17 protein-coding genes are annotated in these 13,201 nt (G+C 73.9%); 9 read left to right on the forward strand and 8 right to left on the reverse strand.

Annotation, left to right across the window (positions count from 1 at the left end):
- Positions 1–6: 6 nt before the first annotated feature.
- From ACIA5A_RS13485 to ACIA5A_RS13495, 3 genes are all read right to left on the reverse strand, one after another.
- A complete protein-coding gene (locus tag ACIA5A_RS13485) occupies positions 7–813 on the reverse strand; it encodes an ABC transporter permease (protein ID WP_396760728.1) in 807 nt (268 codons plus the stop codon).
- Positions 814–827: 14 nt separating this feature from the next.
- Positions 828–1,715, reverse strand: coding sequence for an ABC transporter ATP-binding protein (locus tag ACIA5A_RS13490; protein WP_396760731.1), 888 nt, complete (start codon positions 1,713–1,715; stop codon positions 828–830).
- A gap of 101 nt (positions 1,716–1,816) precedes the next feature.
- Positions 1,817–2,071, reverse strand: a complete 255-nt coding sequence (locus tag ACIA5A_RS13495; protein ID WP_396760734.1) for a hypothetical protein — start codon at positions 2,069–2,071, stop codon at positions 1,817–1,819.
- A 257-nt stretch (positions 2,072–2,328) separates the two neighbouring features.
- Here ACIA5A_RS13495 and ACIA5A_RS13500 point away from each other — a divergent pair, with 257 nt between their 5' ends.
- From ACIA5A_RS13500 to ACIA5A_RS13520, 5 genes are all read left to right on the forward strand, one after another.
- Positions 2,329–3,165, forward strand: a complete 837-nt coding sequence (locus ACIA5A_RS13500; protein WP_396760736.1) for a helix-turn-helix domain-containing protein — start codon at positions 2,329–2,331, stop codon at positions 3,163–3,165.
- Between the two features lie 12 nt (positions 3,166–3,177).
- A complete protein-coding gene (locus tag ACIA5A_RS13505) occupies positions 3,178–3,384 on the forward strand; it encodes a DUF397 domain-containing protein (protein WP_396760739.1) in 207 nt (68 codons plus the stop codon).
- Between the two features lie 305 nt (positions 3,385–3,689).
- Positions 3,690–4,550: an alpha/beta hydrolase gene (locus ACIA5A_RS13510; RefSeq protein WP_396760742.1), complete on the forward strand. Its 861-nt coding sequence runs from the start codon at positions 3,690–3,692 to the stop codon at positions 4,548–4,550.
- A gap of 39 nt (positions 4,551–4,589) precedes the next feature.
- Positions 4,590–5,006 (forward strand): VOC family protein, encoded by a 417-nt coding sequence (locus tag ACIA5A_RS13515; RefSeq protein WP_396760745.1) that lies wholly within the window; start codon positions 4,590–4,592, stop codon positions 5,004–5,006.
- Between the two features lie 51 nt (positions 5,007–5,057).
- The gene (locus ACIA5A_RS13520; protein WP_396760748.1) at positions 5,058–6,197 is read left to right on the forward strand and encodes a site-2 protease family protein; all 1,140 of its coding nucleotides are present in this window, start codon (positions 5,058–5,060) and stop codon (positions 6,195–6,197) included.
- A gap of 60 nt (positions 6,198–6,257) precedes the next feature.
- Here the strand turns inward: ACIA5A_RS13520 and ACIA5A_RS13525 are convergent, their stop codons facing one another.
- On the reverse strand, positions 6,258–7,484 hold the full coding sequence (locus tag ACIA5A_RS13525) for an FAD-binding protein (RefSeq protein WP_396760751.1): 1,227 nt from the start codon (positions 7,482–7,484) through the stop codon (positions 6,258–6,260).
- Between the two features lie 67 nt (positions 7,485–7,551).
- Between ACIA5A_RS13525 and ACIA5A_RS13530 the strand changes: the two genes are divergently transcribed.
- Entirely contained in the window at positions 7,552–7,887 is a 336-nt protein-coding gene (locus ACIA5A_RS13530) for a hypothetical protein (RefSeq protein WP_396760754.1), read from the forward strand.
- 6 nt (positions 7,888–7,893) lie between these two features.
- On the opposite strand, the gene ACIA5A_RS13535 is transcribed toward ACIA5A_RS13530, so the two are convergent.
- Positions 7,894–8,823 carry an LLM class F420-dependent oxidoreductase gene (locus ACIA5A_RS13535; RefSeq protein WP_396760757.1) on the reverse strand — a complete coding sequence of 310 codons (930 nt, stop codon included), beginning with the start codon at positions 8,821–8,823 and terminating at the stop codon, positions 7,894–7,896.
- 19 nt (positions 8,824–8,842) lie between these two features.
- Positions 8,843–9,799, reverse strand: coding sequence for a TIGR03560 family F420-dependent LLM class oxidoreductase (locus ACIA5A_RS13540; RefSeq protein ID WP_396760759.1), 957 nt, complete (start codon positions 9,797–9,799; stop codon positions 8,843–8,845).
- 65 nt (positions 9,800–9,864) lie between these two features.
- Here ACIA5A_RS13540 and ACIA5A_RS13545 point away from each other — a divergent pair, with 65 nt between their 5' ends.
- A complete protein-coding gene (locus ACIA5A_RS13545; protein WP_396760762.1) occupies positions 9,865–10,173 on the forward strand; it encodes an ArsR/SmtB family transcription factor in 309 nt (102 codons plus the stop codon).
- A 2-nt stretch (positions 10,174–10,175) separates the two neighbouring features.
- Positions 10,176–10,706: an SRPBCC family protein gene (locus ACIA5A_RS13550; RefSeq protein WP_396760764.1), complete on the forward strand. Its 531-nt coding sequence runs from the start codon at positions 10,176–10,178 to the stop codon at positions 10,704–10,706.
- A gap of 3 nt (positions 10,707–10,709) precedes the next feature.
- Here ACIA5A_RS13550 and ACIA5A_RS13555 read toward each other — a convergent pair whose 3' ends face one another.
- The gene (locus ACIA5A_RS13555; protein ID WP_396760767.1) at positions 10,710–11,897 is read right to left on the reverse strand and encodes an FAD-dependent monooxygenase; all 1,188 of its coding nucleotides are present in this window, start codon (positions 11,895–11,897) and stop codon (positions 10,710–10,712) included.
- Between the two features lie 71 nt (positions 11,898–11,968).
- On the opposite strand from ACIA5A_RS13555, the gene ACIA5A_RS13560 reads away from it, so the two are divergent.
- Positions 11,969–12,547, forward strand: coding sequence for a TetR/AcrR family transcriptional regulator (locus ACIA5A_RS13560; protein WP_396760770.1), 579 nt, complete (start codon positions 11,969–11,971; stop codon positions 12,545–12,547).
- A gap of 3 nt (positions 12,548–12,550) precedes the next feature.
- Here the strand turns inward: ACIA5A_RS13560 and ACIA5A_RS13565 are convergent, their stop codons facing one another.
- Entirely contained in the window at positions 12,551–13,153 is a 603-nt protein-coding gene (locus tag ACIA5A_RS13565) for a biliverdin-producing heme oxygenase (RefSeq protein WP_396760773.1), read from the reverse strand.
- Positions 13,154–13,201: the final 48 nt, after the last annotated feature.

The raw sequence follows: 13,201 nt of genomic DNA on the forward strand, positions 1-13,201 counted from the left end.
CCCCGGTCAGACCCGGGTGGTGTCGCGGCGGAACAGGCGGGCCGCGCCGAGACCGAAGAACGCGGTCCAGGCGGCCACATTGCCGACCGCCGCCCAGTCCACCCCGGTGCCGGTCAGCGGCGCGCGAGCGAGCTGACCGACCCCGTACACCGGGGTGAACTTGGCGATCTGCTGCATCACGTCGGGCAGCAGATCGAGGGGAACGAACAGGCCGCCCAGCATGGCCAGGATGGCCAGCGCCGGGCCCATGAACTGCATGACGTTCTCGGCCGGGGCGAGGTAGCCGACGAAGAGGCCGAACGCGGCGAAGACCAGCGAGCCGATCCAGGCGGTCAGGCCGGACTCCAGCCACACGTGGGCCGGCAGCCGCACCCCGGACGCGACGCCGACGGCGAACTCGACGAGCACGCCGAGCAGGCCGAGCACCATCGCGGTGGCCACCTTCGTCGCCACGTACGCGGCCGGGCGCAGCGGGGTCAGCCGCAACTGCCGGCTCCAGCCCAGTGCCCGTTCGGTGGCGACGGCCGCGCCGGCGCTGGTGGTGGCGACCATTGCCGCGTACACGGCCAGGCTGATCATGATCCAACCGGTGACCGGCAGGCCGTTGTCCAGCTTGTCGCCGCGCGAGGGCAGGCCGAACAGGAGGAAGAACACCGCCGGCATGACCAGGATGAACATCAGCGTGCGGCGGTTGCGCAGCACCCGGCGGATCTCGATGGCGAGCACGCCGGCGGAGAAGCCGCCGAGGGCGGGCGGCCGGCGGTCGGCCAGGCGGGACGCGGTGGCGGTGTCGGACGAGGTCGTGGCGGTCATGGCGAGGCTCCCGGTCAGGCGGCGGTCAGGGCGAGGAACGCGTCCTCGAGGTTGCGTGAGGTGATCTCCAGGTCCCGGGCGTCGGTCCGGGTCAGCAGGTGCCGGGCGACGACGTCGGAGTCCTCGCTGTGCACCAGGATCGCGTCGCCGCGTACCTCGACCGAGCGGACGCCCGGCAGCGCGGCGAGCGCGGCCTGGTCGGCGCCGGGCAGGGTGGCCCGCACCACCCGGCCGGCGGCCAGGTTCTTGATCTCGGCGGTGGTCCCGTCGGCGACCACCCGGCCCTGCCGCACCAGCACGATCCGGTCCGCGTACGCGTCGGCCTCGTCCAGGTAGTGGGTGGCGAACAGGACGGTCCGGCCGGAGCGGGCGTCGGCCCGGATGGCCTGCCAGAAGTCGCGCCGGCCCTCGACGTCCATGCCGGTGGTCGGCTCGTCCAGCACCATCAGGTCCGGGTCGGGCAGCAGCGCGAGGGCGAAGCGCAGGCGCTGCTGCTGGCCGCCGGAGCACTTGCCCACCTGCCGGTCGGCGATCTCGGCGATACCGGCGCGCTCCAGCACCTCGGTCACCGGCCGGGTGTGGCCATAGAAGTGCGCGGTCATCCGTACCGTCTCGGCGACCGTGAGGTCCTTGAGCAGCCCGCCGGTCTGCATCACGGCGGCGACCCGGCCGTGCCGGACGGCGTCGGCGGGGGCGCCGCCGAAGAGCCGGACCTCGCCGGCGTCCGGCCGGGCCAGCCCGAGCAGCATGTCCACGGTGGTGGTCTTGCCGGCGCCGTTGGGGCCGAGGAAGGCGACCACCTCACCGGGGGTGATCCGCAGGCTGAGCCCGTCGACGGCGGTCACCGGGCCGTAGGTCTTGGTGAGTCCGGCCAGTTCGACGGCCGGGGCGGTGTCGGTCATGCCCACGATGCTCCGGCCCGCGCCGCCCCCGCCCCCGGAGCGCCCGTCACCTTCCGCCCGTGACATTTGTCAGGTGTCGCATCACGGCGTACCGGCAGCAGTCACCGCACCCGGAACCGCCGGGCGCAGGCGCCGTCGTGGTCGGGCCGGAGTCGGCAGCGCTGCCCGTCCCTCACCCGCCGATCGCAGAAGACCCAATGGCGTGCGTTCTGATCATCCTCGGGGGACACGGTGGTTCCGCCCGGCTCGGTCTGCGGCAGCACGTGCGTCCAGTGCGCGATCACGCGGGCCAGCCGCTGGGCGGACAGCAGGTCGTTCACGACGACCGGCAGGTGGATCACCCATCGTTCTGTCATGACCTGAGCACCTCTCGTCGAGACTCGTGGGTGAAAGGCGGGTCCGCCGGCCCGCCCCGCGCCGGCGAACCCGCCCGGCACCTGCCACCGCAGCCCTCCTCGGCGGTACGGCAGCAGGGCAATCTCGGGCCCACTCCCGCTCGTCACTCATGGGGAGAACACCCTCACTCATCGTGCACGGATCCGTCCCCTTGCGCAACTCCCGATTTGGGACAAGGTCGTTGTGAATCGCGCCCGGACACTCCACACTGGTCGCCATGACCGGAAGTCCGACCGTCCGTCGCCGCCGACTCGCCGCCGCCCTCCGTCGGCTCCGTGAACAGACGGGGATGACTGCCGACCAGGCGGCGAAGGAGGTCGGCATCTCGAAGTCGGCGCTCAGCCGCATCGAGAACGCCCAGGTCTCCGTGATGCCGCCGGTCGCCCGCGGTCTTCTCGACCTGTACGGCGTGGAGGGCGACGAGATCGATGCGCTCGTCCAGGTGGCGCGGGACGCTCGCAAGCGTGGCTGGTGGCAGGCGTACGACGACGTCCTGCCGGATTGGTTCGAGGTCTACGTCGGGCTGGAGGCCGAGGCGTCGGAGATCCGCGCCTTCCAGCCACAACTGATCCCCGGGCTGCTTCAGACCGCCGACTACGCCCGCGCGGTCGTCCGGGCCGAGCACCCCGACTCGCCTGACAACGAGGTAGATCGCCGTGTCGAGCTGCGGATGCGCCGCCAGTCCAACGAAGCTCCACCGACCCTGTGGGTGGTGTTGGACGAAGCTGTCCTGCGCCGGCCGGTCGGCGGCGCCGAGACGTTCAAGACGCAACTGCACCGGCTGGCGGAGGAGGCCGATCGCCCCGGCAACACCGTCCAGATCCTGACGTTCACAGCCGGTGAATACGGCTCGATGGGCAGCGCCTTCAGCCTGCTCGCCTTCCCGGAGCCGGCCGACCCGGGCGTCGTCTACGTCGAGACCCGCGCGGGTAGCCTCTACCTGGAGGGCCAACAGGTCAGGGAATACACGCGAGTCTTCGAGCATCTGGTCGCCACGGCGGCCGGCACCCGCAAGTCGCGCGACCTGATCCGGGAGGCGATCGACCAGCTCTGAGGGGACGACCGGGTGGACGAGACCAACCAGGCCACGACGACCTGGCGGAAGAGCACCCGCAGCAACGGCTCCGGCGACTGCGTCGAGGTCGCGGACAACCTCTCCGGTCGGGTCGGCGTGCGGGACAGCAAGGACACGAGCGGCCCGGTCCTCCTCTTCGACGGGCAGGCGTGGCGGAGCTTCCTGCGCGGTTTCCAGCAGGAGCGCCCTGTCGACTGACACGCGCCGGTGCGGTGTGGTGAGAGAAGGGTCAGCGCATGACTTCCGCCGATTTCGACTCGGCCTGCGAGCCACACACCCAGCCAACTCAGGCAGCCGGGCATGACGCGGCCGCCAGCGCGGTCCGGGCCGCGAGCGCCTTGGAGATGCGCCGCGAGTTCGCCGCATGGCTCAAGAGCGGCGGCCTCCCGGACCTCACTGAGCGAACCAGTTAAGCGGGGGCCCTTCCTCTACCGAATCCGTTAATAGGGGCCCCTTCCTTACACAGCCGGGAGTGAGGGCCGCCCGGCCGGGTAATCCGCGCCATGGGCGTACCGACCGGACGCGTCGACACGATCGTGCTCATCCACGGGCTCTGGATGACGTCGCGGAGCTGGGAGCACTGGGCCGACCGCTACGCGGCGCGCGGGTTCCGGGTGCTCACGCCCGCCTGGCCGGGCATGGACCGCGAGGTCGAGGACCTGCGGGCCGACCCCGCGCCGATCGCCGGCCAGCGGATCGCCGACATCGTCGACCACTACGCGGCGATCATCCGGGAGCTGCCCCGACCGCCGATCGTCATGGGGCACTCGTTCGGCGGCCTGGTCGCCCAACTGCTGCTGGACCGCCGGCTCGGCGCCGCCGTCGTCGGCGTGCACCCCGCGCCGGTCAAGGGCGTGCTCAAGCTGCCGCTGAGCACGCTGCGCTCCGGGTTCTCCATCCTGCACAACCCGGCCAACCGGCACCGCGCGGTGCCGTTCACCGCCGACGACTTCCGGTACGCCTTCGGCAACACGCTCACCCGGGCCGAGTCCGACGCCGCCTGGGAGCGGTACGCCGTGCCCGGCGCCGGGCACGTGCTGTTCGAGGGCTCGTTCGCCAACCTGGACCCGAACTCGGCCACCGAGATCGACCGCAGGCGCGACGACCGCGCCCCGCTGCTGATCACCGCCGGCGGTGAGGATCACGTGATCCCACCGTCGCTCGCCACCAGCCTGGCCAACCTCTACCGCAGCTCGACGGCGGTCACCGGCTATCGGGAGTTCCCCGGCCGGTCGCACTTCGTCGGCGGTGAGCCGGGCTGGGCGGAGGAGGCCGACTTCGCTCTGGAGTGGGCGGTCGAGGCGGCGAACGAGTTCTCCCCGACCGTGGTCAGCGCGGCGCCCCGGCGACACCGCGCCGGGTAGCGGTCACCCGCTGACCGCCACCCGGGGCAGGCTCGACGCATGAAGCTTGATCGCTCGGGGTCCAGGATCGACCACCTCAACATCGCCGTGCCCGACCTCGCCACCGCCGTGGCCTTCTACGAGCCGGTGCTGGCCAGCATCGGCATCACCAAGATGCTGGAAATCCCGCCGAACGCGACCGCGAACCAACCGACCGCCATGACCGGCTTCGGGCTGGCCGGGGTCAAGCCGTACTTCTGGCTCATCGACGGCGGCACGGTCGGCACGAACATGCACCTGGCCTTCACCGTCGACACCCGCGACGAGGTCGCCACGTTCCACCGCGCCGCGCTCGACGCCGGGGCCGAGTCACTGCTGGCGCCCGCCGTGCACCCCGAATACCACGACGACTACTTCGGCGCGTTCGTGCGGGACCCGCACGGCATCAACCTGGAGGCGGTCTGCCACCACGGCTAGGGGACCCACGCGCGCTGGTGTGGTGGTGGCGCGGACGGGTATGACGGAGCGATGAGGGCGAGTTTCCGGCTCGGCCGGGTCGCGGGCGTACCCGTAGGCGTCAACTGGAGTGTCCTGGTCATCTTCGTGCTGATCGCCTGGACGCTGTCGGCCAGCCTGTTCCCCCGCTCGTACCCCGGTCATTCCACGCTCGCCTACGTCGCAGCCGGCCTGGCCGCCGCGGTGGTCTTCTTCCTCGGCCTGCTCGCCCACGAGGTGTCGCACGCGGTGGTGGCCAAGCGCAACGGCATCGAGGTCGAGGGGATCACGCTCTGGCTCTTCGGCGGCGTCGCCGAGCTGAAGGGCGAGGCGAAGGACCCGGGTGCCGAGCTGCGGATCGCCGGGGTGGGCCCGCTGGTCAGTCTGGTCATCGGCGTGGTGTTCGGCGCGATCGCGGTGGCCGTGGCGGTGGCCGGCGGGCACGGGCTGCTGCTCGGCGCGCTGTCCTGGCTGGCCGGCATCAACGTGCTGCTGGCGCTCTTCAACATCCTGCCGGCGGCGCCGCTGGACGGCGGGCGGCTGCTGCGCGCGGCGGTCTGGAAGGCCACCGGCGACCGGACCCGGGCATCGGTGGTGGCCGCCGGCGCCGGTCGGGTGCTGGGCATCGTGCTGATCGGCCTCGGGTTGTGGCGGTTCCTCAGCGGGGCCGGGTTCGGCGGGCTCTGGCTGGCGCTGATCGGCTGGTTCCTGATCGGCGCGGCCGGGCAGGAGGAGCGGCAGGCCCGGATGGGCGACGCGCTGCGCGGCATCCGGGTCGGCGACGTGATGACGCCGCAGCCGCAGACCGCGTCCGGCGACCTGACCGTGGCCGACTTCGTCGACCACTACCTCTTCGCGTACCGGCACTCGGCGTTGCCGCTGACCGAGGGCGACCGGCCGGTCGGCCTGGTCACGCTCGACCGGGTACGCGGCGTCGCGGCGGACCGTCGCCCGTCGACCACCCTGGCCGAGGTGTCCTGCCGGGCCGACGAGCTGGTGCTGGCCCGCCCGGACGAACAGCTCACCGACCTGCTCCCCCGGCTCAACGAGTGCACCGACGGTCGCGCGCTGGTGGTGGTCGACGGCCGGCTGGTCGGGATCGTCTCGCCCAGCGACATCAGCCGCGCGGTGCAGCGCGGCAGCCTCCGCCCGCAGACCTCCGCCGGTCGCTGACCGCATGAGCGACCGCACCGAGCGAAGCGAGGGCCGGGAGCGCATGCCCGGCCGGTGCCGTCAGTCGCGCGGGAAGTAGCGGTCCATCTCCGCGGTGCGGAACTTCCCGGCCGGGTCGAGGTCGCGGAGCAGCGCGGCGAAGTCGGCGTGCCGGGGGTACGCGGCGGCCGGGTCGCGGTCGAAGAGCTTGCCCCAGTGCGGGCGCGGCGCGAACGGGGCGAGCCGCTGTTCCACCTCGGCCAGCACCGGCGCCACCGCCACCGGGTCGCCGATCCAGGTGAAGTGCACCGCCAGCGTGTCGCGGCGGAAGTTCGGGCTCAGCCACAGCTCGTCGGCGGCGACCGTACGCAGCTCGCAGATCTGGAGCACGGCGGCGATCCGCTCGGCGACCGGGTCGAGCGCGGCGAGCGCCGCCGCCGCGTCGGCGCGGGCCACGTGCCACTCGGACTGCAACTCGTCGCCGCTGCTGGGGGTGAAGCCGAGCCGGAAGTGCGGCAGTCGCTCGTGCCACGGCCCGGGCTCGCCGAACTGGGCGGTGCAGTGCACCGGTGACATGCCGGGCACCGGGTGCTGTGGCGTCTCGGCGGCCGTCGTGTCGAGCCAGTCGGCGGGCGGCGGCGGCTGGTCGGCGTCCTGCTTGATCCACACCTGGTCGAACCGCTCGGACCGCCAGCCGGTGAAGACGCTGACGCTGTACGCGGCGCCCAGCGCCTCGTCCAGCGCGGCGCGGGGCAGGCCGAGCCGGACGTACTGCCGCACGTCGAACGTTCGGACCACGTCGAGGGTGAGCCGGGTGACCACGCCCAGCGCGCCGAGGTTGACCACCAGGCCGGGGAACCGGCTGTCGTCCCGGTCGACGGTGAGCAGGTCCCCGTCGGCGGTGACGATCTCCAGGGCGGCCACCGCGGCGGCCAGGTTGCGGTTGGCGACGCCGGAGCCGTGGGTGGCGGTGGCCACCGAGCCGGCGACCGAGATGTGCGGCAGCGAGGCGAGGTTCGCCAGCGCGTACCCCTGGGCCTGGAGCGTGGTGGCCAGGTCGCCGTAGCGCAGGCCGGCGGGGACCGTGACGGCGCCCCGGTCGGGGTCGAGCGCGACGGTAGGCGGCAGCCCGTCGAGCGCGATCTGGGCGCCTGTGGTGTCGCCGAGCCGGTTGAACGAGTGACCGGTGCCGACGGCCCGGACCCGGTCGGCGCCGGCGACCAGCCGGCGCAGCTCGTCCAGGGAGGTCGGCCGGTGCCGGGTCCGGGCCGACCAGCGGACGTTGCCGGCCCAGTTGGTGTCCGTCATGCGCTGCATCATCCGCCATCGGGGGCGGGCAGGGTTGTTCCGGGGTGGAAGCGGGAATCCTGGCGGGATGAGCAGCTACCGCGACCCGAGCCTCCACGGCGACGTCTACCCGTCGGAGGAGGAGATCGACCCGACAGGTGTCGGGCCGGACCTGACCACCCCGGTGCCCTCGCCCACGCCGGAGCCGGAGCCGGCACCGCACCCGGGGCCGGCGCCACGCGACGGGCAGGCGCACTCGATCGTGACCCGCCACCTGGACGGCTCGGTCGAGGTGGTGACCGACCTGGACGGCGACGGCGTCGCCGACGTGGTGCAGGTCGACATCGACGGCGACGGCGTGCCGGACGTGACGTACCTGGACAGCGACCGGGACGGCCGGCTCGACACGGTCCGGCGGGCGTAGGCCCGCTCAGAGCCGCGGCATCACCTCGGCGGCGACCAGCTCCAGGTGGTCCAGGTCGGCCAGGTCGAGCACCTGGAGGTAGACCCGGGCGGCGCCGGCCTCGGCGTAGCGGCCGAGCGTGTCGACCACCTCGGCGGGCGTGCCGGCGACGCCGTTGGCGCGCAGCTCGGCGGGCTCCCGGCCGATCGCCTCGGCGCGGCGGGCCACCTCGGCGTCGTCGCGCCCGCAGCAGAGCACGAGCGCGTTGGACCAGACCATCGTGGACGGGTCCCGGCCGATCTCGGCGCACGCGTCCCGCACGCGCCGGAACTGGGCGGTCGTGTCGTCGACGGAGGCGAACGGCAGGTTGAACTCGTCGGCGTACCGGGCGGCGAGGCGCGGGGTGCGCTTCGGCCCCATGCCGCCGAGCAGGATCGGCGGGCGGGGTCGCTGCACCGGCTTGGGCAGCGCGGGCGAGGCGCTGACCGGGTAGTGGGTGCCGGGGAAGTCGAACGTGGCGCCGGCCGGGGTGGACCAGAGCCCGGTGATGATCGCGAGCTGCTCCTCCAGCCGGTCGAACCGCTCCCCCAGCGGGGGGAACGGGATGCCGTACGCGGCGTGCTCCTCGGCGTACCAGCCGGTGCCGATGCCCAGCTCGACCCGGCCGCCGCTCATCTGGTCGACCTGCGCGACGGTGATGGCGAGCGGGCCGGGGAGGCGGAACGTGGCGGCGCTCATCAGCGTGCCGAGCCGGATCCGGGTGGTGTCGCGGGCCAGGCCGGCGAGCGTGGTCCAGGCGTCGGTGGGACCGGGGTCGCCGTCCACCGAGCCCATCTTCAGGTAGTGGTCGGAGCGGAAGAACGCGGCGAAGCCGGTCTCCTCCGCGCGACGCGCCACGGCGAGGAGCTGGTCGTAGCTGGCGCCCTGCTGGGGTTCGGTGAAGATCCGCAGTTCCATGCCCCGAGCATAGGAGCGGTCAGCCCAGGTGCGGCGCGACCTCCCGGGCGAACAGCCGCATCGGTGCGAGGTCGGTCGGCTCGTGGAAGTACAGGATGAAGTACTCCATCCCCGCCTCGACCAGCCGGCCGAAGACGTCGACCAGCTCGGCCGGGGTGCCGACGGCGCTGCCGGCGGCGGTCGCCGCCCGGTCCCGGCCGGCCAGCCGGGCGGTCACCTCGGCGTCCGTCGCGCCGGTGAAGACTGAGAACGACGCCGTCTTGAGGATCGCGGCGGGGTCGCGGCCGAGGTCGGCGCAGTGCCCGGCCAGCACGTCCAGCTTGTGCCGGTAGAACGCCGGGTCGGTGTGGTCGGTCAGGTTGCAGGCGTCCGCGTAGCGGGCCACCGTCCGCAGCGTGCGCTTCTCGCCGCCGCCGCCGACGAGCAGGGGTACGGGCGCGGCGGTCGCCCCGGTCGGCACGTTCTGCGCCTCGCGTACCCCGTGGTGCCGGCCCTCGACGGTGCTGACCGGGTGGCGCAGCATCGCGGTGAGCACGGCGGCGGCCTCGTCGAGCCGGGTCAGCCGTTCCCCCGTCGACGGGTACGGCTGCGGGAAGCCGTAGGCGTCGTACTCTCGCTGGTCCCAGCCGGCGCCGAGGCCGAGGAAGGCCCGGCCGCCGCTGGCCACGTCGAGGGTGGCGGCCATCTTCGCGAGCAGCGCCGGGTTGCGGAAGCCGTTGCACGTGACGATCTGGCCGAGCCGCACCCGGCGGGTCTCCCGGGCGATCGCGGCGAGGCTGGTCCAGCACTCGAACGTGGTCTCCGGCTCGCCGGAGACGGCCTGCACGTGGTCGTAGAGCCAGACCGAGTCGCAGCCCAACTCGTCGGTCTCCCGGGCGACCGCGACCATGGCCTCGAACGCCGCGACCGGGTCGGTCAGGTGGGTGAGGTCGGACCGCCAGCCCTGGGGCAGCACGACGCCCCATCGGATTGTCATGCCCCGAGCATAGGAACAGGGCATATGCCTTGACCGGCATATAACCGCCATGGCATATTGGCGGGGTGACCGTGGACGCCTTCGCCGTGCTGGCCGAGCCCGCCCGCCGCGACATCCTCGACCGGCTGCGCCGGGCCGAGAGCAGCGTCGGTGAGCTGGTGGACGCGCTGGGCATGAGCCAGCCCGCCGTCTCCAAGCACCTGCGGGTGCTGCGCGAGGCCGGCCTGGTCACCTGCCGCGCCGCGGCCCAGCGGCGGATCTACCGGGTGGACACCCGGCCGCTGCGGGCGGTGGACGACTGGCTCGGGCCCTACCGGCTGATGTGGACCGGGCACCTCGACGCCCTGGAGCGCCATCTCGACAGTCAGGAGTGACGATGCAGCGTGACGACTTCCGCCCCGGCCCGCTCGCCGACGTCGACCGGGTCCCGGCCGGCGACCGGTGGGACCTGATCCTCGTCCGGGAGCTGCGGCACCCGCCGGAGAAGGTGTGGGCCGCGCTGACCGACCCCGGGCAGCTCGCCGAGTGGGCGCCCTTCCTCGCCGACCGCGACCTGGGGCGCACCGGCGACGCCACGCTCAGCACCGTCGACGGCGACCGGGCGGATCCGGCGCCGGCCACGGTGCGGCGCGCCGACCGCCCGAGCGTGCTGGAGCACACCTGGGGCGACGGCCTGCTCCGCTGGGAGCTGACGCCCACCGGCGCTGGCACCACGCTGACCCTGCGGCACCGGATCGACCGCTTCGACCTGGCGCCGATGGTGGCCGCCGGCTGGCACCTCTGCCTGGACGTCGCCGGCCACCTGCTCGACGGCGACCCGGTCGGCCCGATCCGCGGCGCGGAGGCGAAGAACTTCGGCTGGGCGGAGCTGCGCGACGCGTACGCCGAGCGCCTGGACCGTCCGTGAGGCTCAGGCCGCGTCCGGCAGGGTGATCGCGGTGGCCGCCCGGCGGATCGGCTCGGCCACCCGGTCGACCATCCGCTCCCGGCCGGGCAGGTGCGGCAGCAGGCGCAGCATCGTGGTCTGCACCCGGATCTGCCCGGCCGAGCCGAGCACCATGCCCTTCAGGTTCCGCTGCGCCAGCGCCTGGTTCGCGTCGACGAACCGTCGCATCCGGCGCTCGTACGCGGCGAACCCGTCCGCCGGTCGGCCGGCCGCCTCGGCCAGCGCGGCGGCCAGCACGTACGCGCCGACCAGGCCCAGGCTGGTGCCCTGCCCGGAGGCCGGCGAGGCGGCGTACGCGGCGTCGCCGACCAGGCCCACCCGGCCGGTCGACCAGCGCGGCATCCGCACCTGGCTCATCGCGTCGAGGTAGAGGTCCGGCGCGTCGGCCGCCGCGGCGAGCAGCTCGGGCACCCGCCAGCCGGCCCCGGCGAAGGCCCGGTCCAGCACGGCCCGCCGCCCGGCCGGGTCACCGGCGTCGGTGGCGTCGGCCGGCGAGCGGAACAGGAAGAGCGCGCGGGCGTCGGGCGCGCCCGATGTCCGGTAGACGCCAACGGTCCGCCCGGGCTCCGGGTGCAGCAGCTCGACCCGGTCCTCGGCGAGCCCGGCCGGCACGGTGCAGACGGCGATGTGGTGCCCGAGCGGGAGCAGGTGCGCCGATCCGGGGCCGAAGGCGAGCCGTCGTACCGTCGAGTGCAGGCCGTCGGCGCCGACGACCAGGTCGTAGCGACGGCGGTCGCCGCGCGCGAACGTCACGTCCACCCCGTCGGCGTCCGCGTCGAGCGCGCTTATCGAGTCGCCGAAGCGGTGCTCGACGTCGTCGGTCCGCAGGATCCGGGTCAGGTCGCCGCGCATGACCTCGACGTCCCCGGTGGACCGGCCGCCGAACAGCGCGGCGTCCATGGTGGCGAGTTGCCGGCCGCGCCGGTCCAGGAAGCGGGCCAGCCGCATGCCGGTGTCGTGGGCACGCACCCGACCGGCCAGCCCCATCCGGTCCAGCACGGTCAGGGCCGCGCCCCGGACGTCGACCTTGTAGCCGCCGTCGCGGGAGGCCGGGGCCCGCTCCACGACGGTCGGGCGGAAGCCGTGGTGCCGCAGCCACCAGGCGAGCGCGGAGCCGGCGACACCGGCGCCGGAGATCAGGACATCGGTCATGGCGATGACGGTACGGGCGTGTGAGACGTTTGTGCAATACAAATGTTCAAGAGCTTCGGTACGCTGCCCGCATGGGAAATCGGGAGGACCTGCTCGCCGGCGCGAAGCGCTGCCTGATGGAGAAGGGCTACGCCGCCACCACCGCACGCGACGTGGCCGCCTCGGCCGGCACCAGCCTGGCCGCCATCGGCTACCACTTCCGCACCACCCGGGCGCTGCTCGACGAGGCGCTGGTCGAGGCGATGGCGGAGTGGGGCGAGGAACTGGACCGCGCGCTTGCCCACGACGCCGACCCGGAGCGGCGGTTCGAGTCGGCCTGGGAACGGATCATCGAGTCGTACGACCGGCTGCGCCCGCTCTGGGCGGTCCAGTTCGAGCTGGTCGCCCGGATGGACCGGCATCCCGAGCTGCGCGAGGCGTTCGCCGCGGCGAACCGGCGGGCACGACTCGGCCTGGCCGAGGTGTTCCACCGGCTCGGCCCCGACGCGGACGAGGCCACCGCGCTCACGCTCGGCACGTTCCACCAGGCGCTGCTCGGCGGCGTGGCCGCCCAGTGGCTGGTCGACCCGGATGCCGCCCCCTCGGCGGCGGAGCTGACCCGCGCCCTGCGGATCGTCGCCCGGGAACTGGGCCCCGACCGCCCGGGCTGACCGTCAGCCGGCGGGCCCGCCCACCGCGACGCAGCCGACCAGGTCGAACGTCGACCGGGCGGCGTCGACCGCGTCCGCCGTCTCGCCTGCCGACCACTCCCGACCGGCCACCGCGAGGCGGAAGGCGCGCCAGTCCCGTCCCGGCTCGCCCCCGGCCCGGCGGAAGAACCCGGTCCCCTCCCCCGCGCGCAGGCCCAGCCGACGCTCCACCTCGGGCGCTATCACCCGGCCACCGAGGGCGCTGCCGAGCAGGACGTACCGGCCGCCGACGGCCCGCGCCACGGGGGCAAGGCCCAGCCCCGAGGACGCGACCGGCCGGTCGGGGTCGCCGCCGAGCGTGGCGAGATCGGCCCGCAGCAGCGCGGCCGCCTCGCCGAGTCGGGGGTCGAGCGGCAACGCGGACCAGTCCGCGGCGGCGAGGTCACGCTCCAGCGGCGCCCAGGCGTCGAGCAGCGCGATCAGGACCGCGGCGAGGTCGTCCCGGGTCCGGATCCGGTCGGGCAGGCCCAACCGGCGCTCCACCGCGGCATGCTGGCGGCGGGTGCCGTCGCGCAGCGCGACGAGCATCGGCGACGCCACGGCGGGACGGCGGGGCTGATCGGACATCCGGCGAGTATGCCCCGCCGGGCGGCGCGACACACATTCCCGGAAATC

Source organism: Micromonospora sp. NPDC051300 (genome assembly GCF_044455315.1).
In the GTDB taxonomy this organism is placed as follows: domain Bacteria; phylum Actinomycetota; class Actinomycetes; order Mycobacteriales; family Micromonosporaceae; genus Micromonospora; species Micromonospora robiginosa.

Coding starts and splice junctions, on each gene's coding strand:
- ACIA5A_RS13495 (WP_396760734.1), bottom strand. CDS start 2,071: ATGACAGAACGATGGGTGATCCACCTGCCGGTCGTCGTGAACGACCTG.
- ACIA5A_RS13530 (WP_396760754.1), top strand. CDS start 7,552: ATGAGCAGCTACCGCGACCCGAGCCTCCACGGCGACGTCTACCCGTCG.
- ACIA5A_RS13560 (WP_396760770.1), top strand. CDS start 11,969: ATGGGAAATCGGGAGGACCTGCTCGCCGGCGCGAAGCGCTGCCTGATG.
- ACIA5A_RS13520 (WP_396760748.1), top strand. CDS start 5,058: ATGAGGGCGAGTTTCCGGCTCGGCCGGGTCGCGGGCGTACCCGTAGGC.
- ACIA5A_RS13490 (WP_396760731.1), bottom strand. CDS start 1,715: ATGACCGACACCGCCCCGGCCGTCGAACTGGCCGGACTCACCAAGACC.
- ACIA5A_RS13565 (WP_396760773.1), bottom strand. CDS start 13,153: ATGTCCGATCAGCCCCGCCGTCCCGCCGTGGCGTCGCCGATGCTCGTC.
- ACIA5A_RS13515 (WP_396760745.1), top strand. CDS start 4,590: ATGAAGCTTGATCGCTCGGGGTCCAGGATCGACCACCTCAACATCGCC.
- ACIA5A_RS13525 (WP_396760751.1), bottom strand. CDS start 7,484: ATGACGGACACCAACTGGGCCGGCAACGTCCGCTGGTCGGCCCGGACC.
- ACIA5A_RS13510 (WP_396760742.1), top strand. CDS start 3,690: ATGGGCGTACCGACCGGACGCGTCGACACGATCGTGCTCATCCACGGG.
- ACIA5A_RS13535 (WP_396760757.1), bottom strand. CDS start 8,823: ATGGAACTGCGGATCTTCACCGAACCCCAGCAGGGCGCCAGCTACGAC.
- ACIA5A_RS13550 (WP_396760764.1), top strand. CDS start 10,176: ATGCAGCGTGACGACTTCCGCCCCGGCCCGCTCGCCGACGTCGACCGG.
- ACIA5A_RS13500 (WP_396760736.1), top strand. CDS start 2,329: ATGACCGGAAGTCCGACCGTCCGTCGCCGCCGACTCGCCGCCGCCCTC.
- ACIA5A_RS13485 (WP_396760728.1), bottom strand. CDS start 813: ATGACCGCCACGACCTCGTCCGACACCGCCACCGCGTCCCGCCTGGCC.
- ACIA5A_RS13555 (WP_396760767.1), bottom strand. CDS start 11,897: ATGACCGATGTCCTGATCTCCGGCGCCGGTGTCGCCGGCTCCGCGCTC.
- ACIA5A_RS13540 (WP_396760759.1), bottom strand. CDS start 9,799: ATGACAATCCGATGGGGCGTCGTGCTGCCCCAGGGCTGGCGGTCCGAC.